General features: G+C 43.2%; 22 protein-coding genes. 14 read left to right on the forward strand and 8 right to left on the reverse strand.

Annotated features, from left to right (window positions below; translation table 11 throughout):
- Positions 1–12: 12 nt before the first annotated feature.
- Together ACK1U4_RS04230 and ACK1U4_RS04235 are read right to left on the reverse strand one after the other, a co-directional pair.
- Entirely contained in the window at positions 13–1200 is a 1188-nt protein-coding gene (locus ACK1U4_RS04230) for an AI-2E family transporter (RefSeq protein WP_419400353.1), read from the reverse strand.
- 91 nt (positions 1201–1291) lie between these two features.
- Complete coding sequence (locus tag ACK1U4_RS04235) at positions 1292–1609, reverse strand: YhbY family RNA-binding protein (RefSeq protein WP_419400352.1); 318 nt, start codon at positions 1607–1609, stop codon at positions 1292–1294.
- 127 nt (positions 1610–1736) lie between these two features.
- Between ACK1U4_RS04235 and rlmE the strand changes: the two genes are divergently transcribed.
- From rlmE to kdsA, 8 genes are all read left to right on the forward strand, one after another.
- On the forward strand, positions 1737–2369 hold the full coding sequence (rlmE, locus tag ACK1U4_RS04240; protein ID WP_419400351.1) for a 23S rRNA (uridine(2552)-2'-O)-methyltransferase RlmE: 633 nt from the start codon (positions 1737–1739) through the stop codon (positions 2367–2369).
- Between the two features lie 405 nt (positions 2370–2774).
- Positions 2775–4676, forward strand: coding sequence for an ATP-dependent zinc metalloprotease FtsH (gene ftsH / locus ACK1U4_RS04245; RefSeq protein WP_419400411.1), 1902 nt, complete (start codon positions 2775–2777; stop codon positions 4674–4676).
- 64 nt (positions 4677–4740) lie between these two features.
- A complete protein-coding gene (gene folP / locus ACK1U4_RS04250; RefSeq protein WP_419400350.1) occupies positions 4741–5613 on the forward strand; it encodes a dihydropteroate synthase in 873 nt (290 codons plus the stop codon).
- A 194-nt stretch (positions 5614–5807) separates the two neighbouring features.
- Positions 5808–6866, forward strand: coding sequence for a porin (locus ACK1U4_RS04255; protein ID WP_419400349.1), 1059 nt, complete (start codon positions 5808–5810; stop codon positions 6864–6866).
- 324 nt (positions 6867–7190) lie between these two features.
- Entirely contained in the window at positions 7191–8156 is a 966-nt protein-coding gene (locus ACK1U4_RS04260; protein WP_419400348.1) for a porin, read from the forward strand.
- A 112-nt stretch (positions 8157–8268) separates the two neighbouring features.
- The gene (locus tag ACK1U4_RS04265; RefSeq protein ID WP_419400347.1) at positions 8269–9897 is read left to right on the forward strand and encodes a CTP synthase; all 1629 of its coding nucleotides are present in this window, start codon (positions 8269–8271) and stop codon (positions 9895–9897) included.
- Between the two features lie 110 nt (positions 9898–10007).
- A complete protein-coding gene (locus tag ACK1U4_RS04270; protein WP_419400346.1) occupies positions 10008–10262 on the forward strand; it encodes a hypothetical protein in 255 nt (84 codons plus the stop codon).
- A 143-nt stretch (positions 10263–10405) separates the two neighbouring features.
- Positions 10406–11269: a 3-deoxy-8-phosphooctulonate synthase gene (gene kdsA / locus ACK1U4_RS04275; RefSeq protein ID WP_419400345.1), complete on the forward strand. Its 864-nt coding sequence runs from the start codon at positions 10406–10408 to the stop codon at positions 11267–11269.
- Positions 11270–11309: 40 nt separating this feature from the next.
- Here kdsA and ACK1U4_RS04280 read toward each other — a convergent pair whose 3' ends face one another.
- A complete protein-coding gene (locus tag ACK1U4_RS04280) occupies positions 11310–11717 on the reverse strand; it encodes a MerR family DNA-binding protein (protein WP_419400344.1) in 408 nt (135 codons plus the stop codon).
- A 92-nt stretch (positions 11718–11809) separates the two neighbouring features.
- On the opposite strand from ACK1U4_RS04280, the gene ACK1U4_RS04285 reads away from it, so the two are divergent.
- From ACK1U4_RS04285 to ACK1U4_RS04295, 3 genes are all read left to right on the forward strand, one after another.
- The gene (locus tag ACK1U4_RS04285; RefSeq protein ID WP_419400343.1) at positions 11810–12556 is read left to right on the forward strand and encodes a DUF305 domain-containing protein; all 747 of its coding nucleotides are present in this window, start codon (positions 11810–11812) and stop codon (positions 12554–12556) included.
- 137 nt (positions 12557–12693) lie between these two features.
- The gene (locus ACK1U4_RS04290; protein WP_419400342.1) at positions 12694–12900 is read left to right on the forward strand and encodes a heavy-metal-associated domain-containing protein; all 207 of its coding nucleotides are present in this window, start codon (positions 12694–12696) and stop codon (positions 12898–12900) included.
- Between the two features lie 170 nt (positions 12901–13070).
- A complete protein-coding gene (locus ACK1U4_RS04295; RefSeq protein ID WP_419400341.1) occupies positions 13071–15287 on the forward strand; it encodes a heavy metal translocating P-type ATPase in 2217 nt (738 codons plus the stop codon).
- Here the strand turns inward: ACK1U4_RS04295 and ACK1U4_RS04300 are convergent.
- From ACK1U4_RS04300 to nadR, 3 genes are all read right to left on the reverse strand, one after another.
- On the reverse strand, positions 15261–16400 hold the full coding sequence (locus tag ACK1U4_RS04300; protein ID WP_419400340.1) for a Fic family protein: 1140 nt from the start codon (positions 16398–16400) through the stop codon (positions 15261–15263). The genes ACK1U4_RS04295 and ACK1U4_RS04300 overlap by 27 nt on opposite strands.
- Positions 16401–16562: 162 nt before the next feature.
- Positions 16563–17336: a nicotinamide riboside transporter PnuC gene (gene pnuC, locus ACK1U4_RS04305; protein WP_419400339.1), complete on the reverse strand. Its 774-nt coding sequence runs from the start codon at positions 17334–17336 to the stop codon at positions 16563–16565.
- 319 nt (positions 17337–17655) lie between these two features.
- On the reverse strand, positions 17656–18711 hold the full coding sequence (gene nadR, locus ACK1U4_RS04310) for a multifunctional transcriptional regulator/nicotinamide-nucleotide adenylyltransferase/ribosylnicotinamide kinase NadR (protein ID WP_419400338.1): 1056 nt from the start codon (positions 18709–18711) through the stop codon (positions 17656–17658).
- 244 nt (positions 18712–18955) lie between these two features.
- Here nadR and ACK1U4_RS04315 point away from each other — a divergent pair, with 244 nt between their 5' ends.
- Entirely contained in the window at positions 18956–19177 is a 222-nt protein-coding gene (locus ACK1U4_RS04315) for a PspC domain-containing protein (RefSeq protein WP_419400337.1), read from the forward strand.
- A gap of 383 nt (positions 19178–19560) precedes the next feature.
- Here ACK1U4_RS04315 and ACK1U4_RS04320 read toward each other — a convergent pair whose 3' ends face one another.
- Positions 19561–21090 carry a fumarate hydratase gene (locus ACK1U4_RS04320; protein WP_419400336.1) on the reverse strand — a complete coding sequence of 510 codons (1530 nt, stop codon included), beginning with the start codon at positions 21088–21090 and terminating at the stop codon, positions 19561–19563.
- A 137-nt stretch (positions 21091–21227) separates the two neighbouring features.
- On the opposite strand from ACK1U4_RS04320, the gene ACK1U4_RS04325 reads away from it, so the two are divergent.
- Positions 21228–21578, forward strand: coding sequence for a DUF4298 domain-containing protein (locus ACK1U4_RS04325; RefSeq protein ID WP_419400335.1), 351 nt, complete (start codon positions 21228–21230; stop codon positions 21576–21578).
- A gap of 291 nt (positions 21579–21869) precedes the next feature.
- On the opposite strand, the gene ACK1U4_RS04330 is transcribed toward ACK1U4_RS04325, so the two are convergent.
- Positions 21870–22682, reverse strand: a complete 813-nt coding sequence (locus tag ACK1U4_RS04330; protein WP_419400334.1) for a rhomboid family intramembrane serine protease — start codon at positions 22680–22682, stop codon at positions 21870–21872.
- An 83-nt stretch (positions 22683–22765) separates the two neighbouring features.
- On the opposite strand from ACK1U4_RS04330, the gene ACK1U4_RS04335 reads away from it, so the two are divergent.
- Entirely contained in the window at positions 22766–23524 is a 759-nt protein-coding gene (locus ACK1U4_RS04335; protein WP_419400333.1) for an esterase/lipase family protein, read from the forward strand.
- The last annotated feature ends 92 nt before the right edge of the window (positions 23525–23616 follow it).

Here is a 23616-nt window from a genome sequence, read left to right on the forward strand (position 1 = left end):
ATTTATTTTTTATTACACCCAACCTCTATCTGTCAAAATTCGTTTAATTTGGGCATAAATAATCGGAGCAGACACCAACCCTGCCATTCCAAAGGTCGATTCTAGCACCAACATAAACAATAACAACTCCCACGCCGTGGCACGGATTTTATGTCCAATGATTTGAGCATTCAAAAAATACTCCAGTTTATGAATACCCATCAGCCATATCAATGACATGACGCTGACCGCCAAGCCATGTGTTAGGCTAAGTAACACAATCACGGTATTTGATACCAAATTACCAATCACAGGAAATAATCCTGCCACAAAGGTAATCAGCACCACTGTCCACGCCATTGGCAAGGGTTGCCCAATCGCAGGCAAAATCCCCAATAAATAAATCGAAGTCAAAATCGTATTAATGGTCGAAATCTTGACTTGGGCAAAAAACACATCGCTAAAGCCTGTCATTAGCTCATCGAATTTTTGGCGGAAATGGCGAGTGAGTGGTTTGGTATGGGTATTGGCATCAGCAGGCACTTGAATTGCCACAATCCCACCAATCACCGCCCCAATCAGCACATAGCCTAGCCCTCGTATGGTATGAATCCCAGCCAGTTGCAGTTGTGACGCATGATTTTTGACAATATCCATCAGCATCGTTTTAAACGATGCGGTAGAAACAGGTAAATGTCGTGACATCGAATCAGGCAAATAACGGTGTAATTGCTCAATCACCAACATGATTTGGTTAAATAAATTATTAAAATGTTCAACACTGGCTTTATCTGCGACCCAATCGCCAAAAATATAAATCCCCAAAAACAGCAATACCATCACCACCACAATGCCCACCGATTCGGCACGCTGTTTGACAGCCATCGCCTTGCCCAATCTAGGCAAAAAGCGAGGGGTTTGCTTACGAATGATATTGGCAATCCCACGTGTCAACGCATACACCACCAAGCCCGAAAACATCACCAACGTCAAATGCAGTAACAACACAGGCAACCATACGATGATAACGCTGACAATCGCAAAGAAAAAGGTTTTTAAATCTGGCAGATTGGAGGGTTTAATCAACGACACACGGGGATGACTGACGGCATCGCTATCCGTGTGCGTACTATCTGTATACGTACTATTTATGTGTGTTAAGTGTGTGTTAGGCGAGGTGGCTGGTGGTGTGGCGGATTCGGTCATGGTAGCAGTACACAAAAAATGGTCGATTAGAAGTTATTGTATGGTGGTTGATAGCCGAATTGCCAATGATATTATTGTGCGTTTTTGTGTGGTTAAAGGGGTTTCTTTAACCAAATCTTGCCAAATTTGATAGTTTTGGATTGGCTTCTGGATTTTCACGTAACAATAAACAAACACGCCCAATGCTAGTGACCAATATCGCACCAGTGGCTTCGCTGATGGCTTGATTGACCGCATCACGCTCGTCTTTGCTACCAGCAGGAATTTTGACCTTGATGAGTTCGTGATCGGTCAATGCACGGTTGATTTCTTCAATCACGGTATCAGTCAGACCTTGTCCGCCCACGGTCACAATCGGGTTTAATTGATGTCCAATACCTTTTAGATGTTTGATATCAGCATTGCTCAAAGATGATTTTGTCATAGAAATAAAAAATTCCGCATAAGTAAATGATTCTGTAGTATAGCAAAGCCTACGATAGGGGGCAATTTTATGTTAAAATATTGCCATTTTCTTAATAATTAACAACTTTTGATGGTAGATACCCTGTATGGCAACCCGAATTACCAATAAAAAACTATCCAAAAGTAGCCGAGCGTGGATGAAAGAACACCTTGATGACCACTATGTCAAACTTGCCCAACGTGATGGCTATCGTGCTAGAGCCGCCTATAAACTTATCGAAATCAACGACAAGTTGGGTCTAATCAAAAAAGGCATGACCGTGGTGGACTTGGGTTCTGCACCGGGCAGTTGGTCGCAAGTCGCAGGCAAAATGGTCGGTGATACAGGTAAACTTATCGCCTCCGACATTTTACCAATGGATACCTTAGAGAATGTAACCTTTATTCAAGGTGATTTTCGAGAGCAAGAAATTTTTGATAAAATCATGGCAGAAGTTGCCAACCAAAAAGTTGAAGTCGTACTATCGGATATGGCCCCCAATACCTCTGGGTTTTCGGCAGTAGACCAGCCACGTATGATGTATCTATGTGAATTAGCGGTAGATTTTGCTGAACAAGTCTTGCCAGTCGGTGGCTCATTGATTATCAAAGTATTCCAAGGCGAAGGCTCGGATGAATTGCGTAAGCTAATTCAACAAAAATTTAGCAAAGTACGTAGTATCAAACCTGCCGCCTCTCGTGCAAGGTCAAAAGAAATGTATTGGGTGGCGACCAAATAGTAAGCTAAGATAGCGATAGATGTTAAACTCGAAATAAGACATTGTGGTAGGGGCGTATTGCATACGCCCAAAATGTTCACGTCTTATTTTGATTTAATTCACTATAAGTAGGTGAACAATTTTAAATTATAAAAAACCGTTCGTGGTGAGCCTGTCGAACCATAACGGTTTTCCTACCCTTCGACAAGCTCAGGGCGAACGGAAAACCATATTTAATTTTGTTCACTTACTTATAAAGAAACAAGTAACACCCCTTAACCATAAAATAACACATTAATTGCTTGTAAATATTAAGTTCGTACCCTATATCATGCTATATTGTGCTGTTATTATAATATTTCATTAAACAACCCCTCTTACCCACAACTCCCATAACGCAAAGGATGGAAAAACAACGTGAGCGACATGGTAAAAAATACCTTATTATGGGCGATTGTGATTGTCTTATTGGTGCTAGTCTTTAGCAACTTTGACACTCGCACGCAACCTGATAAGCTCAACTACTCTCAATTTGTCACCGCAGTAGCTACCGACCAAATCAAAAGCGTCAAAATTGATGGCGAACAAATCATTGGCGAAAAAAAGAACGGTTCAACCTTTGAAACCGTGCGTCCTGCCGTCACTGACACCGAATTGATGCCAAAACTCATCAAGCATAATGTCGATGTCCAAGGGGCAAGCCCAGAACGTCAAGGGCTGATGATGCAATTATTGATTGCCAGTTTCCCTGTGATTTTGATTATCGGTTTATTCTTATTTATCATGCGAAATATGAATGGCGGTGGAGCAGGGGGTGGACGTGGTTTAGGGCCAATGAGTTTTGGTAAATCCAAAGCCAAGATGCTCTCTGAAGACCAAATTAAAGTCACCTTTGATGATGTCGCAGGCTGTGATGAAGCCAAAGTGGAAGTGACTGAAATTGTCGATTTCTTGCGTGACCCAGAAAAATTCACCAAATTAGGGGCAACCATTCCTCGTGGTGTGTTGATGGTTGGGCCTCCGGGGACAGGTAAAACCTTACTTGCCAAATCCATCGCAGGTGAAGCCAAAGTTCCTTTCTTCTCAATTTCTGGCTCAGACTTTGTCGAAATGTTTGTGGGTGTGGGTGCAAGCCGTGTTCGTGATATGTTTGAACAAGCCAAGAAAAACGCCCCTTGTATCATCTTTATTGACGAAATTGATGCGGTCGGTCGCCATCGTGGGGCAGGCATGGGCGGTGGGCATGACGAACGTGAACAAACCCTCAACCAATTATTGGTCGAAATGGATGGCTTTGAAGGCAATGATGGTGTGATTGTCATTGCTGCGACCAACCGTGCCGATGTATTGGATAAAGCCTTATTGCGTCCGGGACGTTTTGACCGTCAAGTCCAAGTTGGCTTGCCAGATATCAAAGGACGTGAGCATATTTTACGTGTGCATCTCAAAAAATTACCATCAACACTCGGTGTGGATATCCGCTCACTGGCACGAGGTACACCGGGGTTTAGTGGGGCTCAACTTGCCAACTTAGTCAACGAAGCTGCCTTATTTGCCGCTCGCAATAACAAAGCCTCGGTTGATATGAATGACTTTGAAGAAGCCAAAGACAAGCTCTACATGGGGCCTGAACGCAAATCAATGGTATTGCGTGAAGAAGAACGCCGTGCCACTGCCTATCACGAAGCAGGTCATGCACTGGTTGCCGAAATGCTACCGGGTACAGACCCTGTACATAAAGTCACCATCATGCCTCGTGGTTGGGCGTTGGGTGTGACGTGGCAATTACCAGAATTTGACCAAACTAGCATCTATAAATCCAAAATGCTCAATGACCTTGCCATTTTATTTGGTGGGCGGATTGCCGAAGAAGTGTTTATCAATCAGCAGTCGACAGGGGCATCCAATGACTTTGAACGTGCTACCAAGATGGCTCGTGCGATGGTTACCAAATATGGTATGTCAGATGCCATGGGCGTGATGGTCTACGAAGAGGATGAAAATTCTGGCTACTTTGGTGGGGCGACTCGCACCATCTCTGAAGCGACCCAACAAAAAGTTGATGACGAAGTTCGCCGTATTTTGGAAGGGCAATACCGTATTGCACGTGAATTAATCGAAGCCAATCCTGATAAAATGCACGCCATGGTAGAAGCCTTGATGAAATGGGAAACCATCGACCGTGACCAACTCCAAGACATCATGGCAGGCTTGCCACCTCGTGAACCAAAAGTGTACCAAGAACCTGTTAAAGTCAACTTTGACAAACCTGCATTGCCTGTCGAAGGTAACAGTGCCTTGAATCCACCGCCATTACCTGCGATGTAATGAATGAGCATCCACCCAAAACCGTTATCCTTGATAGCGGTTTTTTTACTTAGGTCAAACCACCATGCAATTACACCCAATTCCCAAGTTTAACATTCAATACCGCCATCAAGTATTGGATTTATCCACGCCTCATATCATGGGTATATTGAACGTCACACCAGATTCATTTTCTGATGGGGGTAAACATAACACCCTTGACAACGCCCTACGCCATGCTGAACAAATGATAAAAGATGGGGCGACCATCATTGATATTGGTGGTGAATCCACTCGCCCCAATGCCACGCCAGTCAGCGAAAGTGAAGAGCTTGAGCGAGTGGTCAAGGTGGTCGAAAAACTACGTCAAAACAGCGACAAGCATATTTGGTTATCCGTGGATACCAGTTCGCCCACCGTCATGCAAGCCTGTAGCGAAGTGGGGGCAGGGATTTGGAATGACGTGCGAGGATTAAGTCGTGAGGGAGCAGTGGAGATGGCTTGTCAGCTAAATATACCAATCATGCTGATGCACATGCGTGGCGAACCCACCACCATGAACCAACTCGATAACTACGATAATGTGGTCGAAGACGTACTCAATGAGCTAGAGCAACGTCTCACTGCCATCACCCAAGCTGGTGTACCACGGCATAATATTATCATTGACCCAGGCTTTGGGTTTGCCAAAAATTTTGAGCAGAATATGACCTTGCTCAATCAATTTTATCGCTTGCATGAATTTGAGCGACCTGTGATGGTGGCAATCTCTCGCAAACGCTCGATGGGTGACGTATTGCGACAAGCAGGGTTACCCCATGAAGTCCATGAGCGTGACAATGTCAGCATGGTAGCAGGGCTATTGGCAGTACAACAAGGGGCGTGCATCGTGCGTACCCATGATGTCGCCAAGACCAAAACTGCCTTGGCAATGTGGCAACATATCCATAATGTATAAATATTTTTATTAAACATGTTGCAAAATGTAAAATTCTCCGCTAATCTTACTAAACAAGGAAGAATGGTAGATTTAACACACTATTTTGTTACTTATTTCATCGTTTTGTAACAAAATGTTGTCAAAATTCACCTGTAAATGACTGGGTTATAGCCAACCTATAGCCTTACTTAGGATACTGTGGAGAAATCCTTATGAAAAAAATCGCAATCGCTTCAGCCATCACGTTGGCTTCTATCTCAGCCGCTCACGCTATGCCAACGGTTTATGGTAAAGCTGTACTAGGTGTTGACTACATCAATACCGATAATGAAACAGCCTCAGATACCAAACAAACGCTATTACAATCTCATGTTTCTCGCATTGGTTTTAAAGGTGATGAAGAGCTTACCGAAAATACCGATTTAGTATACCAACTTGAATACGGTATTAACATTGATGACAATTCACCACAGTTCAACTCTCGTAATACTTTCTTAGGTCTAGCCAACCGTCAATATGGTACACTTTTAGCAGGTCGCCATGATACGCCATTTAAGCTATCAAAAGGTAGCGTGGCTCAATTCGAAGATTATAAAGAAACTGACCTTGGTAAAGTATTATCAGATGAAGTTCGTGCCAACAATGTGTTAGCTTATAAATCACCTGCGATTGTCGGTTATCCAGTGACCTTTATGGCGGCGGTTGCCTTATCAGAAAATGACGATAGTGCTAATAAAGTGCTTAAACCAGCAGTTTTGAATGCAGATGGTACAGTCAAAACTGAAGCAGTCACCACAAGCGAAGCCAAACAAAAAGATAATGCTTATTCAGCCTCATTGGCTTATGACCAAAATGGTGTGTATGTGGCAGGTGCTTATGATAGCAATGTGGTGGATGTCGATAACGCATGGCGTATTACTGGTGCTTTGGACATGGGTAAAATGAATTTGGTACAAGGTCTAACTCTAGGTGCAATGTATCAAAATGCTAATATCTACAACAAATCTGAAGATGAGCAATCATTGGTATTAAGTGGTAAGTATAAAATTGGTGAGACACCTTGGGCAATCAAAGCACAGTATGCGACCACTGAAAACTATAAAGGTGTTAAAGACGATAAAGCCACTGAAATTGCGTTAGGTGGTGAATATAGCTTTAACAAAGCTACCAAAGCCCACATGTATGTTGCACAAATCAATAAAGATTATAAATTAGGTACTAAAGATGAAGACAAAACCATCGTAGGTACAGCCTTAGAATATAAGTTCTAATTATTGGTTTAGATACAAAAAAAGACCCATGAGTCACGCTCTTGGGTCTTTTTTTTAAGTTTTTAAGATAAAAAGTATTGCAAATTATTTCAAAGTTGTTATCCTAATACCGTCAAGTATAAGTTTAGTAAGTATTGTCATAAAATAGACGTGAAAGTTTGCTAAAACTTTGCTATAATAAAACCACAATTTAGTTGATTTATGCTAGATGGTGGAGTTAAACCTTAATAGGTCGTGTTATGTATAATGACCTGTTACAATCAGTGGGTGAGCTTTTGAGCAGCCCAAGACTAAAAAATGTTTTTTGTTAACGTGGAGAACCCCATGAAAAAAGTACTTTTAGCGACTGCTGTTGCTGCTCTTTCAATCTCTGCTGCCCAAGCAGCCCCTCAAGTATATGGTAAAGCATTCTTGACTCTTGATTATCAAGATTTTGGTGATGAATCAAAAACTGCTTTAAATTCAACAGGTTCTAAAGTTGGTTTTAAAGGTGCAGAAGCTCTAACTAACAATACTGACTTGGTTTATCAATTAGAGTATGGTGTTGATGTTGATTCAAACGCTAAAACTCAGTTTCGTTCACGTGATACTTACTTAGGTCTATCAAACAAACAATACGGTACTGCATTAGCAGGTCGTTTGACTGCCATTGATGACATGGTTAACTATGCTAACGTAACTGCTGGTGGTGTATTAGGTGGTGACGATGTTTTGGCTTCAGTTTCTGCCCCTCGTGCTGATAACGCAGTTGCATACGTATCACCAAACTATAATGGCTTTAATGCATTGGCAATGTATGCTCTTGATAGCGATCAAGATAAAGCGAACGATGACCTAGCTAAATTAGGGTTAAGCAACTATGATAAATATGGTGTTGGTTTCCAGTATGAACCTACCAACCAGCCTTACCGTTTAGGTGCAACTTACATTGGTATTGGTAGCGACTTAGTAAAAGATTTCCGTATCAGTGGTTCTTATGACATCAACCCAGCATTAACTGTTGGTGCATTGTATCAAATGCTTGATATTGATGGTGCTGCTGAAAAAGAAAATGCCTTTGCTTTAAGCGGAACTTATAAAACTGCAACGCCTTGGACTGCCTATGGTCAGTTAGACCTAGTCCAAAATCAAGGTGGTGCTAAAGATGCTGATGATGTTACTCGTGTAGTAGTTGGTGGAAAATACGGTTTCAATAAAGCCACTACTGGTCATGTATATGCTGCTGCAATTGATGATGGTAGCGATGACACTCAATTTGGCGTTGGTACTGGTATCGAATACAAATTCTAATTTGATTTAGAATCTTGCTATCGTAAAGACCCACCTTTCGAGGTGGGTTTTTTATTGCCATTTACCCCCATTTTCTAGTAAAATTCGTTTTTACCTGTGAGCGAAAATTCCTATGACTAAATTTATCTTTGTAACAGGTGGTGTGGTGTCTTCTCTTGGTAAAGGTATCACCGCCGCCTCTGTCGCAGCCGTCCTTGAAGCCCGTGGTCTGAAAGTCACCATGACCAAGCTTGACCCCTATATCAACGTTGACCCTGGTACGATGAGTCCATTCCAGCATGGTGAAGTATTCGTCACCGAAGATGGGGCAGAAACTGACCTTGATTTGGGCTATTATGAGCGTTTTTTACGCCATTCTAAGATGACCAAAGCCAACAACTTTACCAGTGGACGTATTTATCTCAATGTTCTCGAAAAAGAACGCCGTGGCGACTACCTCGGTGGTACGGTGCAGGTCATTCCGCATATCACCGATGAAATCAAACATCGCATCATCGAAAGTGGCAAAGGCTACGACATTGCTATGATTGAGATTGGTGGTACAGTGGGCGATATCGAAAGCTTGCCATTTATGGAAGCGGTACGTCAACTTCAAGTGGAACTGGGTCGCAACCGTGCGATGCTCATGCACTTGACCCTTGTGCCATATATTTCGAGTGCAGGCGAAACCAAAACCAAACCTACCCAGCATTCGGTGAAAGAATTGCGTTCGATTGGTTTACAGCCAGACGTGCTGATTTTGCGTAGCGAACACAGTATCAATGAAGACAATCGCCGAAAAATCGCCCTGTTTACCAATGTCGAAGAACGTGCGGTCATCATGTGTGAAGATGCTCAAAGTATTTACCAAATCCCACGTAAACTGCACGACCAACATTTGGATGATTTGATTTGTGAGCGTTTTGGTATTACCGCCCCAGAAGCTGATTTGTCAGACTGGGATAGCGTCACCAAAACTTTGACCAGTGATTTGCCTGTTGTGACCGTGGCGATGGTGGGTAAATATGTCGAACTACCTGATGCTTATAAATCCATTAACGAAGCCTTACTTGCCGCTGGGATTCAAAATGAAGTCAAAGTCAAAATTGACTATGTTGATGCCGAAAAGCTCGAAACCGATGACAGTCTAATGACTGCCGTACAGTCCGCTGATGCTGTGCTTGTACCGGGGGGATTTGGTGAGCGTGGTACAGTTGGTAAGATGAAAGCCATTACCTATGCTCGTGAAAATAATGTCCCATTTTTGGGTATTTGTTTGGGGATGCAGTTAGCGGTGATTGAGTTCGCTCGTAATGTCTTGAAGCTAGAAGCCAATTCGACTGAATTTGATAAGAAAACCAAAGCTCCATTGATTGGTTTGATTACCGAATGGTTTGATGAAAAAGGCGAGTTACAAGTGCGTAGCGATACGTCAGATTTGGGCGGTACGATGCGATTGGGCGGACAAAAAGCCGAGCTGGTCGAAGATACTAAACTGCGTCAGATTTATGGTTCGGCTGTGATTACCGAACGCCATCGTCATCGCTATGAGATGAATGGTCGCTATATTGATGACCTTGAAAATGCAGGGATGAAAATCTCGGGTTATTCTGCCAAACAGCATTTGGTCGAGTCGGTGGAGATTCCGAACCATGATTGGTTTGTGGCGGTGCAGTATCACCCAGAGTTTACCAGTTCGCCTCGTGATGGACATCCGCTGTTTAATAGCTTTGTAGAGGCTGCCAAAATGGCGAAAAAATAATTTTAATGTTCAATAAAAGCCATCTGTTACTTCAATCAGATGGCTTTTTTGTTTTGACAAAGTTATGGTATAGTGAGGACAGTATTTTAATAATCAGAAAGGAGTTTGTGATGGCAAATTCAGTTGTTCAAGTGGCAGGAGAAACCTTGGATTTTTCCATTTTATCTCGGACAGAGCAGTTAGAAGTGGTTAATTTTTTTAATTTTATAAAGTCAAAAAAACCACGAAAGAAGGCTAAGGCAGAGGTAGTTCGATTAAATGATGCTGGTGAGAAGATTTTAACGCTAGAAGAATTATTTAATACCATGAAAGGGAGATTACCTGCTGATTATAAATTCGATAGAGAAGAAGCCAATGCTAGATAAGTCACATCAGATTGGGATAGCCTTATTATTGCAACCGCTTTAGCCAGTGGCGTTGATACCTTATATTCCGAAGATATGCACCACATGCAGACCATCAATGGACAGCTCACCATTATTAACCCTTTTAAATAAAAGAGAAAACTATGACCCAACAACTTCCCCAAGCCCAATCTCACATTACCCTTAACAACATCATCATGGGAAATGACCAACCATTCGTGCTATTCGGTGGTATGAACGTACTCGAAAGCCGTGACCTTGCCTTTGAAATTGCCGAAACTTATATTGATATTTGCAAACGCCTTAACATCGGCTATGTGTTTAAAGCCAGTTTTGATAAAGCCAATCGGTCAAGCCTGTATTCATTCCGTGGGCATGGGATGGAAAAAGGCTTGGAATGGCTAGCGGATATCAAAAAAACCTTTAATGTGCCGATTATTACCGATGTGCATGAGCCGTACCAAGCCGAGCCAGTCGCTGAGGTGGCGGATATTATCCAGTTGCCTGCGTTTTTGAGCCGTCAGACTGACCTTGTCGAAGCTATGGCAAAAACTGGGGCGATTATCAATGTCAAAAAAGCCCAATTCCTTGCCCCACATGAGATGAAGCATATCATCAATAAATGCCTTGAGGCAGGCAATGACAAGGTGATTTTGTGTGAGCGTGGCAGTGCGTTTGGCTACAATAATCTGGTGGTGGATATGCTCGGGTTTGACACCATGAAGCAGATGAACGTGCCTGTGTTTTTTGATGTGACGCATAGTTTACAGCAACCTGGGGCGAGAGCGGACAGTGCAGGTGGTCGCCGTGAGCAGATTACCACGCTTGCGAGGGCAGGTATGGCGGTGGGATTGGCAGGATTGTTCTTGGAAGCTCATCCAAATCCAGAAGTCGCCAAATGTGATGGCCCTTGTGCATTGCGATTGAATCAGCTTGAGCCGTTTTTGGCACAGTTAAAACAAATTGATGATTTGGTCAAAGGTTTTGCGGTGTTGGATACGCATTAAACGCTAATTTTGAGTTAGCATATTGAAGTATTTAGCCTTTCTACTGTTTGTGACAGGCGTTTCCCATCATCAAGCCCTCTAAAATACGACATTGCGGTGAGCCGTCACCCATACAGCTATCATGCCATGCCTGTAAGGTTGACTTCATCGCTTGCAAACGTTCGATTTTTTGGTTTAAGTCCTCAATATGCTGACCAGTCAAGGCTTTTACATCAGCATTGTTACGTTGTTGGTTGTCTTGCATAGATAGCAAGGCTTGGATTTGAGCTAACGAAAATTCTACATCTCGAGCATGTTTTATAAATTGCAAACGTGTGATTTGTGGTTGGTTAAAAATCCGATAACCTGACTCAGTGCGGTTTATTGATTGTAATAACCCTAGTTTCTCATATTCCCTTATCTGACGTGCGGATAATCCTGTAAGTTTTGTTACTTCATTAATATTCATTTTTTGCTTGACCTTAACATAGTGTTAGGGTTTATATTGGATACAATGATGAAAAATCAAGTGTTTTTTGACGAATAAACAAGAGTGTCATTATGAAATCTTTCAACGTTTTATCGATTGTACTTGCTGTTAGTATGGCTTTGAGTGCTTGTGACCAAAACCAAAAACAGTCCCAGTCAACAGAGCATCCAACGAACACGACCAGTGCAACAGCGAGTTCAACCATACCCGCACAAACTCAAGCCATGCACCATGACCATGCTAGTATCGCAAGTGCTACTACAAGTACAGCGAGCCAACCATCTCATATTGATGCGTATATGGCTAGCATGAGTGCTATGCACACCGACATGACGGCAGGGCTACAAGCCAACAATGCCGATGAAATGTTTGCCAAAGGTATGATTCCGCACCATGAGGGGGCAGTGGCAATGGCAAAGGTGCAGTTGCAATATGGCAAAGATACCGAGATGAAAGCCCTTGCCCAAAAAATCATTGACGCCCAACAAGGTGAAATTCAATTCATGCAAGATTGGCTAAAGCAAGACAGCCATTTGGCAAATCATACAGAGGATTTGCAAGCGGTGGTAAAAGCCTATCAAGCAGGCAATGGCAAAAGCCATAACGCCATGATGCAGGGTATGATGGACAAGGATGCGGATGTGGCATTTGTTAAAGGCATGATACCGCACCATCAAGGGGCGGTGGATATGGCGGATGTTCAGCTAAAATATGGTAAAGACAAAGCCATGCGAGAACTAGCCGAACAAATCAAAAATGCCCAAAATCCAGAAATTCAGCAAATGCAAAATTGGCTTACCAAAAAAGGTCTAAAATAGCCTAAGTATTTTTATCAAGTATAAATCTTTTAAATTAGAAATAGGATGGTTTTTGTAGGGGCGTATTGTATACGCCCAAAATGCTAAAGTATGATTTCAATTTTAATTCACTATAAAATTCAATCAGAGGAATTTTTATGCAAACTATTATCAATATTGACGGCATGACCTGTGGCGGTTGTGTCAAAAGCGTGCAAACTGCCCTTAGCCAATTAGACGGCGTGCAAAACGTCAGCGTCAGCCTTGAGCAAAAAAACGCCACGATTGACTATGACGACAGCAAAATTGACATGGATAAACTTACCCAAGCCATTGAAGACGCAGGTTTCGATGTGGTAAGCTAGACCGCTCATTATTTTAGTTGGGTATATGGTATCGTCATTTAAATTAGCAATAAAATAGATTGGTAGGGGCGTATTGCATACGCCCAAAATCCCAAGGTGTTATTTCTAATTTGATTTAGTCGGCGATACTTAACCTTATTTCAATAGCCCTTACCAATAGCCCCAGCAAAATGCCCAACCAAACCCTAAATCTTGCCATTGATGGTATGACGTGCCAAGCCTGTGCCACTCGTATCGAAAAAGTCCTGAACAAAAAATCCGCCATCAGCGAGGCAAGTGTCAATTTTGCTAATGAATCGGCTCATATCAGCTTTGACGATAGCGAAACCACCCTTGATGAAATCCTTGATTGGGTCGCCAAAACAGGCTTTACCGCCCATGTCCAACGTGCCGAAGATTTGACCAATTCCACGCTGACAGACGATGCCCCTTCTTGGCAACTGTGGGCGATTTGGCTGTGCTTGTTGCCGTTTTTGGTGGGTATGGTTGGCATGTGGCTCGGTAACCATAATTTGATGTTACCGATTGAATGGCAGTTTGTGTTGGCGACCGTGGTACAGTTGGGCTTGGCATTGCCGTTTTATAAAAGTGCGTGGGCGAGTATCAAGGGCGGACTTGCTAATATGGATGTGTTGGTGGTGCTTGGTACGCTGACGATTTGGGGCTATTCGACCTATATTTTATTTGATTTTATCCAACGCCACCCCTTGAGCCACCTTGCTCACAGCTCGTTGCCTGTATATTTTGAAGCCAGTGTGATGGTGATTGCCTTTGTGCGGTTGGGTAAATACCTTGAGCATCGCACCAAAAAACACAGCCTTAACAGCATTCATCTGTTGCTTGATTTAACCCCCCAAAGCCTTGAGATTCAACAAGCCAATGGCGAATGGCAAGCCACCCCGATGGCAGAGGTGCGACAAGGTCAAATTGCCCTTGCCAAAGCAGGCGGACGCATTGGGGCGGATGGCGTGGTGACGGCAGGCGAGGGCTGGTGTGATGAAAGCCATCTGACAGGCGAGTCTGAAGCCATTGCCAAGCGTATCGGTAGCAAGGTGATGGCAGGGGCAATGGTGGCAAATGGTAGTTTTGAATACCAAGTCACCGCCACAGGACAGCAAACTCGGTTGGGCGATATGATTCAAGCCTTGCACGATGCTCAAGGCACAAAAGCCAACATCGCACGGCTTGCCGACAAGGTGGCAGGCGTGTTTGTGCCTGTGGTGGTGGCGATTGCGTTGCTTACCTTTGGGCTGAATTTTTATTGGCTATATGACTTGAACGAATCTCTGATGCGAGCGGTGTCGGTATTGGTCATCGCCTGTCCGTGTGCGTTGGGGCTTGCCACGCCATCAGCGATTATGGCAGGGATGGGCGTATCGGCTCGGCATGGCGTGTGGTTTAAGGATGCTCAAGCCCTTGAAGCCACAGGCTCGGTGGATACCGTGGTACTGGATAAAACAGGCACATTGACCGAGGGCAAGCCCAAATTGGTCGCTCATTATCTGATGGATAATCAGCTAAAATTTGGTGATATTTTGACCCTTGTGGCGAGTGTCGAACGTCATGCCAATCATCCGCTTGCCAGTACCCTTGTGCAACTGGCTCAAAATCTTGCCAAAGAGCGAGGCAAAACCCTTGAGTTTTTACCAGTTAGCCATGTCAAAACCGTGCAAGGGCAGGGCGTACAAGCCAATATTGACGGCTTTGGTCAAGTCAAAATCGGCACGTTTGAATTTGCTAATTTTGATGAAGCCATGTTAGGCGATGATATAGCCACGGATAGTATTTGGCACATTGCCAGTCAAGTGGCGGTGAGTGTCAATGATATGCCGTTGGGGGCGTTTGCGTTGGCGGATAGCCTAAAAGTCGATAGTATCGCTGTTATCGAGTCGCTTAAACAACAAGGCTTAAGTGTGATGTTGATGAGTGGTGATAAACAATCTGTGGTGGATTATATCGCCCAACAAACCAAGATTCGCCAAGCCTTTGGACAACTCTCCCCTCGTGATAAAGCTGATAATATCGCCCAACTGCAACAACAAGGCAAAAAAGTGGCGATGGTCGGTGATGGGGTCAATGATGCCCCTGCGATGGCAATGGCACAAGCGAGTTTTGCGGTGGAAGGCGGTACGGATATCGCCAAACATACCGCTTCGGCACGCTTAATGGGTGATTCGCTCAAGCACGTTGGCTATGCGGTTGCCATTGCTCGTGCTACCTTACGCAATATCAAACAAAATTTATTTTTTGCGTTTATTTATAATTGTATTGGTATTCCGTTGGCAGGGTTGGGGTTGTTAAATCCGATGATTGCGTCACTAGCGATGGCACTTAGCTCAATTTCGGTGTTGATGAATGCGTTACGCTTGACACGGTTTAGGGTTTAATTGGTAGGTGATGTTTTTACCTTTGCCCAAATTTTTTTGCAAAACCCCCTTATCTATCAAGTCATTGATATCTCGTAAGGCGGTATCCGCAGATACTTTGGTGATGATTGCCCATTTTTTGGTGGTTAAACTGCCATAAAAATCGGTCAATAACTTGTTTAACATCAAGGTTTGCCTATCATTAAAGCTCACCTTGCTATGTACTTGCCAAAATTTTGCCTTGAACATGATTTTATCAGTGGCGACCAACGCATGGATGAGGGCATGATTTAGTGTCGTCAAAAACCAAACCAACCAATCAGTAATATGATTATCGCCCTTTTGAGTTTTTTCGAGTATTTCATAATAGCTCTTGCGGTCAAGCAAAATTTGGGCGGATAAACTATAAAATCGCTGAGGGCTACCGTCACTATTTGCCAAAGCACGTTCAGTAATTGCTCGTGTCAGCCGACCATTGCCATCATCAAATGGGTGAATCGTTATAAACCATAAATGAGCAATACCTGCTTTAATAAGCCAATCCATATTTGGTTGCTCACTGATAGGGGTATTAAACCATGCTAAAAATTGGCTCAATTCGTCCATTAAGCGTTCGGCAGATGGGGCTTCAAAATGTACTTTCGTACGCCCATAACCGCCTGATACTACTTGCATAGCACCTTCGCTATCATCTCGTAACTGACCTGTCTTGACAGCATATAGCCCACTAAAGCCTGTTGGAAACAACGCTCGATGCCATGGCAATAACTCATCTAATGTTAATGGTTTAGCAAAATCAAAAGTTGCTTTTAACAACATCTCAACCACGGCTTCCACCTCTCGACTAGGTGTCGGTAAACCCACCGTTGCCACGCCCAAAAACCGAGCCACTGATGAACGAACTTGTTGTTGATTGAGTAATTCGCCTTCAATTTCAGAGGTTTTAATGACTTCAAGGGTAACCGCATTGAGTTGGGCTTCAAGATTGAGTTCAAAACCAATACTTTGCAAACGCCCCATCAATTGCCCTTGCTTTAGGCGAATCTCACTAACCAACGGCAACAAAGCATGGCTATCATATTGCCAATCTGTCCAACTGGCTTGCTGATGAATATATAAAGGAAAATGCGTCATCAAAATACGTTTATGGTTATTTTAGCCTAATTAATACAAGTCATGCGGTAAAACATCGCTTATTCACCGCAAATTATGCGTTGAATCATAGCATAATTCAACGCATTTCTGCTACAAAAAAAAGACCAGCCCAAGCCAGTCTTTTATCATTGTTAATCAATATCATGCCATCAATCCATTCGGATTGCCTTGGTTTTTCAATTTATTATCTTCTTCACTGCGATGCCATTCGTATAGACCGACAAACGCATTAATTTGATACACCATGGTTTGAATGGCAAAAATATAATTGCCTGTCATCAAATTAACAATCAACCACACAAAATTCACCGCAATCCACAACCACCAGTTGAATGAATAACGCAAAATCATGGTCGCTTGGGCAGTAATTGACAGCACAAATGCCAATACATTAATCCAAAAAAAGTCAATCACGCCTAAAAATTTACTACCATCATCAGCCACGACCGCATACCCCATCGAAGCCAACCATTGATTGACTGTTGGGAATAACGCCAAACCAATCACAATAAATACCAACGTCACGCCCCAAATCGCCTTATTAGCTTCTTTGGGAATCATATTACCATCACCATCGGTATTTTTAGTCCAATAAAACATCCCATATAAATGGGTAAAAAAGTTAAACATCGGTGCAAGCATCAAGCCAACTGCCCCAGATGTGCCTTGCACGATGGTTTCGCCTGCCGTTGCCATCATGCCAAAGCCATTGCCTGCCACGTTACGGCGAAAACTCAATGATACCACGCAAATCAAGCCAATCAGTGATACCCCTAAATAAAACCAGTTGAGCAATGAATGGTCTGTGGTAAGCCAAAACCCTGTACTCAAGGCGATGACACCAAAAAAGAACCAAGCAACCGTCCATTCTTGCGACCATTCGCCTGTGATTTTATCCAATAATTCAATTCGCATGGTATAATCTCTTATAAAAAATGTATCAATGTTCATTTAACAATTGTTGTAATACCAAACCCACATAATAAGGGTGTAATGCTTACGTCCTATTAGTTAAAGATATTAGACTTCTTTCTAAACTGTAAAAATCAATCAAAAATCTTTATTTAACCCCACCCCAGCCCTCCCCTTAACAGGGGAAGGAGCGGTTCTCCCCCTGCAACGGGGGAGTTAGAGGGGGGGCTAAAAAGAGGTCTATTAAGCCCTACGGTATAACATTCATTGAAAATGGTAAAAGTATTTGATGGCAGTATGCCAATCTTAGCTATTTGATTAGCTATTTGGTCAAATCTTGATAACCATGAAAAATCAACTCATCAATCAATGCCACTGCCTGTAAAAAGCGTTGATGATAATCTGGGCTATCGACAAACAATGGCTGAATATTGTGACGAGCAAAAATTTGCTTGAGGCGATTTTCAAAACGCTCACGTTGTTCACTTGACCCAAGTGACCGCATCCCATCAGCGACCCAAGGCGTGTTATTGGCAAGCATGATGGTGTAATCGAGCCTAAACTCATCAATACAAGCGGTCAAAAATGGGTGGGTTTTGCCCTCATATTCTTCACAAAATGCCTGTGTCGTGACAAAATCGGTATCCACCAAAGTCAATGGGGCAGGGGCAAGCTGTTTTGCCACACGAATCGCCTGCTCATGGTCGGTTGCCATCAGCGGATAGTCGTCATATTGCATGCCAAGCTCTGTGCCACCCAAATCCGTTTGCACAAACACTCGCCCCATTTCTAACGCATAGCTTGCCCCATAATAATTCACCAATTTGTGCAACAGCGTGGTTTTACCAGAGCTTTCACCACCGACAATCGCCACGGTTTTGGTATAGCTTGGGCGGGCTTGCGGATGAATGGCAGACCAATATAAAGCAGGATTGGCATGGATTTTATCGCTATTAAATGCTGGATGGCGAGGGGTACTAAGGACAGGCACAATCAGCTCAAGTTGGTTTAGCGGATGGGTTTCATCAATAAATAAAATCGGCTGTTCTATGCCACTGGTCAGATGCGGAAAGCGTTGCAATAAGTTGGTTAGCACGCCATTGACTTTATCTTGAGAAATCGCTTGATGGTCGTCCTCATACGTGGGCGTGACCACATCTGGCAATAACTCAATATGCACAAATGGCAAATCCGCAAACGCCATCGTGAGCCAACGGACTTTATCTTTTAAATTAATGTTAAAATTTGGATTGGGGCGAGGGTGAGGGGTGACAAACAGGTATAAATCCTTGACTTGCCCACAAGCATGCAAAATACTCCGCACATGCCCCAAATGTAATGGCTCAAAATGCCCAATAATTATCCCTGTCTGTTGCATAGCGTATTCCAATGATTGATTTGGTTTATCAAAAAATGACCTATGATAGCTTATTTTTTATGCAATGGCATAATAAAATGTCGTGAGTTAAACTAATTCACAAGTTGTAACCAAGATGTCTGAAATCGTTACCAAAGCCAAACAAGATAGTCGGAAGAAATTGATTCCAATCGGTTATAATGCCTTGTAATTAAAGTATTAAATTTTGAATACCCAGATAACTTTTAGGAAATTCATCACGATTATGTCAAATAAACTCGTTAAGCTTCATCGTTCCACCAACCACCGTATGATTGCTGGGGTTATGGGAGGCGTTGCTGAGTATTTGGGCTGGAGTCCAACGCTAGTACGCCTATTATTCGTCATCATCTCAACCATGAGTGTGGCAGTACCGGGCATTTTAATTTACATCATCCTTTGGATTATGATGCCCCAAGCGACCGTGGCATCATACCATAGCTATTAATAATTATTAAGTTTTTTTAAACAAAAAACCTCAAAATAAAAATAATTCATTAATCGGCATAGCTGACCCAACAAAAACGAATAGTTTGTTTATTAGCCAATAACAATAATTAAAAATAATAACCAACACTTTACTTGCTTTTCCTCCTGCCCAAATGTGATTGCATTTGGGTATTTTTTTATCCAAAAAATTTTATATTAGGACTTACGCAAAATGTCATTTGTAGGTTGGGTGGAAGCATGAGACCCAACACAAAAGGTCGAAAATGTTGGGTTTCGTAACCTCAACCCAACCTACGATAGGTATAAATGCGTAAGCCCTAATGTAAAAAAAGGCGTGTTATGCAAACACGCCTTTTAAATGAAAAAATTTAAGGATAAAAATTAAGGCACAAAACGCACAGGTTCGGCAATTACTTCTTTAGCACGTTCAGCGACTTTGTCAAAACGGTGAATGCTATTACCTTGATTATCAACCGCCACGGTCACAGGCATATCTTCCACGTCAAACTCATAAATCGCTTCCATACCAAGCTCTGGGAATGCCAACACTTTGGCAGATTTGATGGCTTTTGACACGAGGTAGGCTGCACCACCCACGGCAATCAGATAAATCGCCCCATGTTTGGCAATCACTTCACAAGTGGCTGGGCTACGCTCAGATTTACCAATCATACCAATCAAGCCTTGGTCAAGGATGGTATCGGTGAATTTATCCATACGAGTTGAGGTCGTAGGGCCCGCAGGTCCGACCACTTCGTCACCCACTGCATCGACAGGCCCGACATAGTAGATAAAGCGGTTGTTTAGCTCAACAGGTAGCGGTTCGCCTTTGGCAAGCATATCAACCATGCGTTTGTGGGCGGCATCACGACCTGTCAAGATTTTACCACTTAATAACAGCGTGTCACCGATGTTAAATTGGCTGAGTTTCTCTTTGGTAAGGTCATTGACGTTGACTTTGATAACATCGTCCGAGCCGAATGACACTTCTGGCCAATCCGATAATGATGGCACAGGCATATCCGCTTCACCGTTGCCATCAAGGGTAAAATGCAGGTGGCGAGTGGCGGCACAGTTTGGAATCATGGCGACCGCTTTACTGGCGGCGTGGGTTGGGAAGTCTAATACTTTAACATCTAATACAGTGGTCAAACCGCCCAAGCCCTGTGCGCCAACGCCCAATTCATTGACTTTTTCAAACATATTGAGGCGGAAACGCTCAACCGTATTTAGTTCTGCACCGCTGTCAGCTTTGGCTTGTAGCTCGTGAATGTCGATGTGTTCCATCAATGAGCGTTTGGCAAGCATCATGGCTTTTTCGGGTGTACCGCCCACGCCAATGCCAAGAATCCCCGGTGGACACCAACCTGCACCCATTGCTGGGATGGTTTTTAATACCCATTCTTCCACCGAGTCTGATGGGTTTAACATGGCAAATTTGGCTTTATTTTCTGAACCACCGCCTTTGGCAGCACAGATAACATCGACTTTATCGCCTGCGACCACGTTCATGTGGACGACTGCTGGTGTGTTGTCTTTGGTGTTTTGGCGTTTGCCGATTGGGTCAACCAAAATCGAGGCACGCAAGGGGTTTTCTGGGTTGTTGTAGGCACGGCGAACGCCTTCATTGACCATGTCTTCCACGGTCATATCCGTTTCCCATTGTACATTCATACCGATATCAAGGAACACCACCGCACTGCCTGTGTCTTGGCAAATCGGACGATGACCCATCGCTGACATACGGCTGTTGACAAGGATTTGTCCCATGGCATTTTTGGCAGATGGGTTGGTTTCTTTTTGCCATGCTTCATACACGGCATCGACAAAATCTTTGGGGTGATAGTAGCTGATAAACTGAAAGGCATTGGCGATTGAATTGATAAAATCGTCTTTTTTGATGACGGTCATGGCTAGTCCTTTTTGAGTTGGGGGAAATACTTAAATTTTCATACATCCGATAATTTAACGCTAGGCTAATTTTAGCGTAAAATAGCCATTTGAGCTATGTAAAAATTTATCACTCCCACAAAATAACAGGCATACCAATGACCAAATCCACCAAAATCCCAAAACCGTTTACCCCTCGGCAAATCGAGCAACTCGTTAACGCCCAACGCCTCAACGACCGCATTCATCAACACAATGATAAACTTATCGAGATGTATGAAGAACTTAATAACGTACTACCCATGATAGAAGAACTGGAAAAATTCTATTTCAAAGATTGGGGGAAATATTACGACAAAGAAATCAGTGAAGCGGATTTGGCAGAAATCAACCGCCAAGCTGAACCTAAAGGGCATTCGGTATTGGGTGAAGATACCATTTGGAATACCTTGAGTACCACTCGGCAATTACGCATTGATTTGTTAAAGGTTTTGGCGAATCATTTATAAATTATTCAGTTTAACAGCATTGTTTTATCAAAGGGCGTAAGCATTACGCCCCTACAAGAACGCCTATTTTCAAGCTACGCTATAAATAGGACTTACGCAAATTGTAAATTTATCTTGCTAAATAAAGACGCTAGACCCCTGCCTACGCAGGGGTGACGAGTAAATTAAATGTTCGTTACTTCGGACATAGCCCTTGTCTTGCGAGCCTGCAAAACAGTGTTTTGCTTTAACGGCTCTCATCCTGCGAATGCAGGAATCCAGTGTCTTTTGCGTAAGTCCTAATAAAATGGTTTATATCGCCGATACAATACCACTTTTTATCATGGTCAATGCCAAAAATTGGCTATGTAAATACCAATAGATTACCAAAAACCCCACGATTATCACCACATACCCTGCCAAAATTAACGGCTGGCGAGCGTGCAATGTGCCATATTTGGATTGACCAAGGCTATATAATATTGCCAAAACCGCCCCTGTCACAGCCCCACCGACATGACCTGCATTGTCAATGCCACCGACCAAAAACCCATAACCCAAATTAATCGCCATCACCCAAATCAGCGATTTGACACTTAGCATCATGCCGTTGATGGGTTTTTTGCGAAGTGCGACCACCAACAACATCATGCCAATGCCCATGATACCGCCAGAAGCCCCTGCACTCACAACAGGCATCATACCCTGTATTACGTCCATCATACCCAAAAAGTTATTTAATAAATTACCGCCCACCCCTGCCAAAATAAACAACAGCAAGAAATTTAGCGAACCGACCATCCGTTCTGCCACTTGTCCAAAATAATACAGGGCAAACATATTAAACATCAAATGCAACAGCCCAATATGCAAAAATAAACTCGACACCAATCGCCACGGCTGATTGCCCAAGCTAAACGGCAAAAAGTTTGCACCCCATGTCAATAATGCCTCTGTGGTCGGCTGACTGGGGTTGACACCTGTTAAGACTTGGAGTAAAAATAAGCCCACACACATCACCAACAGTACCAGCGTACATGGAAAAAAACGCATGGCTTGCTGAATCGGTGGCAGGCTGTGGTTTTGACGGTTGATAGGGGGTTGAAACGGCGTGTCAGCGGACATAGATATAACCATAATAGAATAACAACTGCTACAAATAGCAAATTCAAACTAAAAAATCAATGTATCCTCTGTGAGTATTGCCAATGACTGACAATAAAACAACACATAACGCCCATGATATACCGAATCATCAGCGACCCACGGTCATCATCTTGCATGGATTATATATGCACAAATGGGCGATGAAGCCCCTTGCCAAGCGATTACAAAAACAAGGATTTGACGTACAAAGGTTCGGTTATTATAGTCTATTACATCTCCTGCCTACCCATAGCCAACGCCTAGATGCGTGGCTTAGTGCTAGGTTTAGCAAAGATACGCCATTATATTTGGTTGGGCATAGTCTTGGTGGATTGGTGATTCGGGATTTTCTGCACCGTTATCCAGCGTGGCAAGTGGCTCGCTGTGTCACACTCGGCACTCCGCACAATGGCAGTCTATCCGCAGATAGCGTAATGAAGTTAGCCCCCAGTTTTATTGGGCGTTCTTATCAAGCTGGGCTGGATGGTACTGCACCGCCCCTCAAAAATGGGGTCGCATTGGGAAGTATTGCAGGGTCGCATTCGGCAGGCTTGGGCAAGGTGATTTTGCCAAAAGCTCATTTAACCCCTAATTTAGCAAACATAGCCAATGACCTATATGAGCCATTCGATGGACAAAATGACGGCACAGTCTTTGTGTCAGAAACTCGCCTTGCCAATGCCAAAGACCATATTGTTTTACCTGTGTCGCATACAGGCATGATATTTGATGCCAACGTGGCAGAACAAGTGGCGTATTTTTTGATCCATGAACAATTTTATCGACCTTTTGACAACACAGATGTTAAAAAAACTTCATAGCTAAATCAAGGTTGGTCAGACGATAAAGTAGGTTTTTGGCTAAAATATAAAAAAACTGGCTCAATCAGTGTTATAATTGCAACATCATGGTT

Source organism: Moraxella sp. TY6 (genome assembly GCF_048551375.1).
GTDB lineage: Bacteria > Pseudomonadota > Gammaproteobacteria > Pseudomonadales > Moraxellaceae > Faucicola.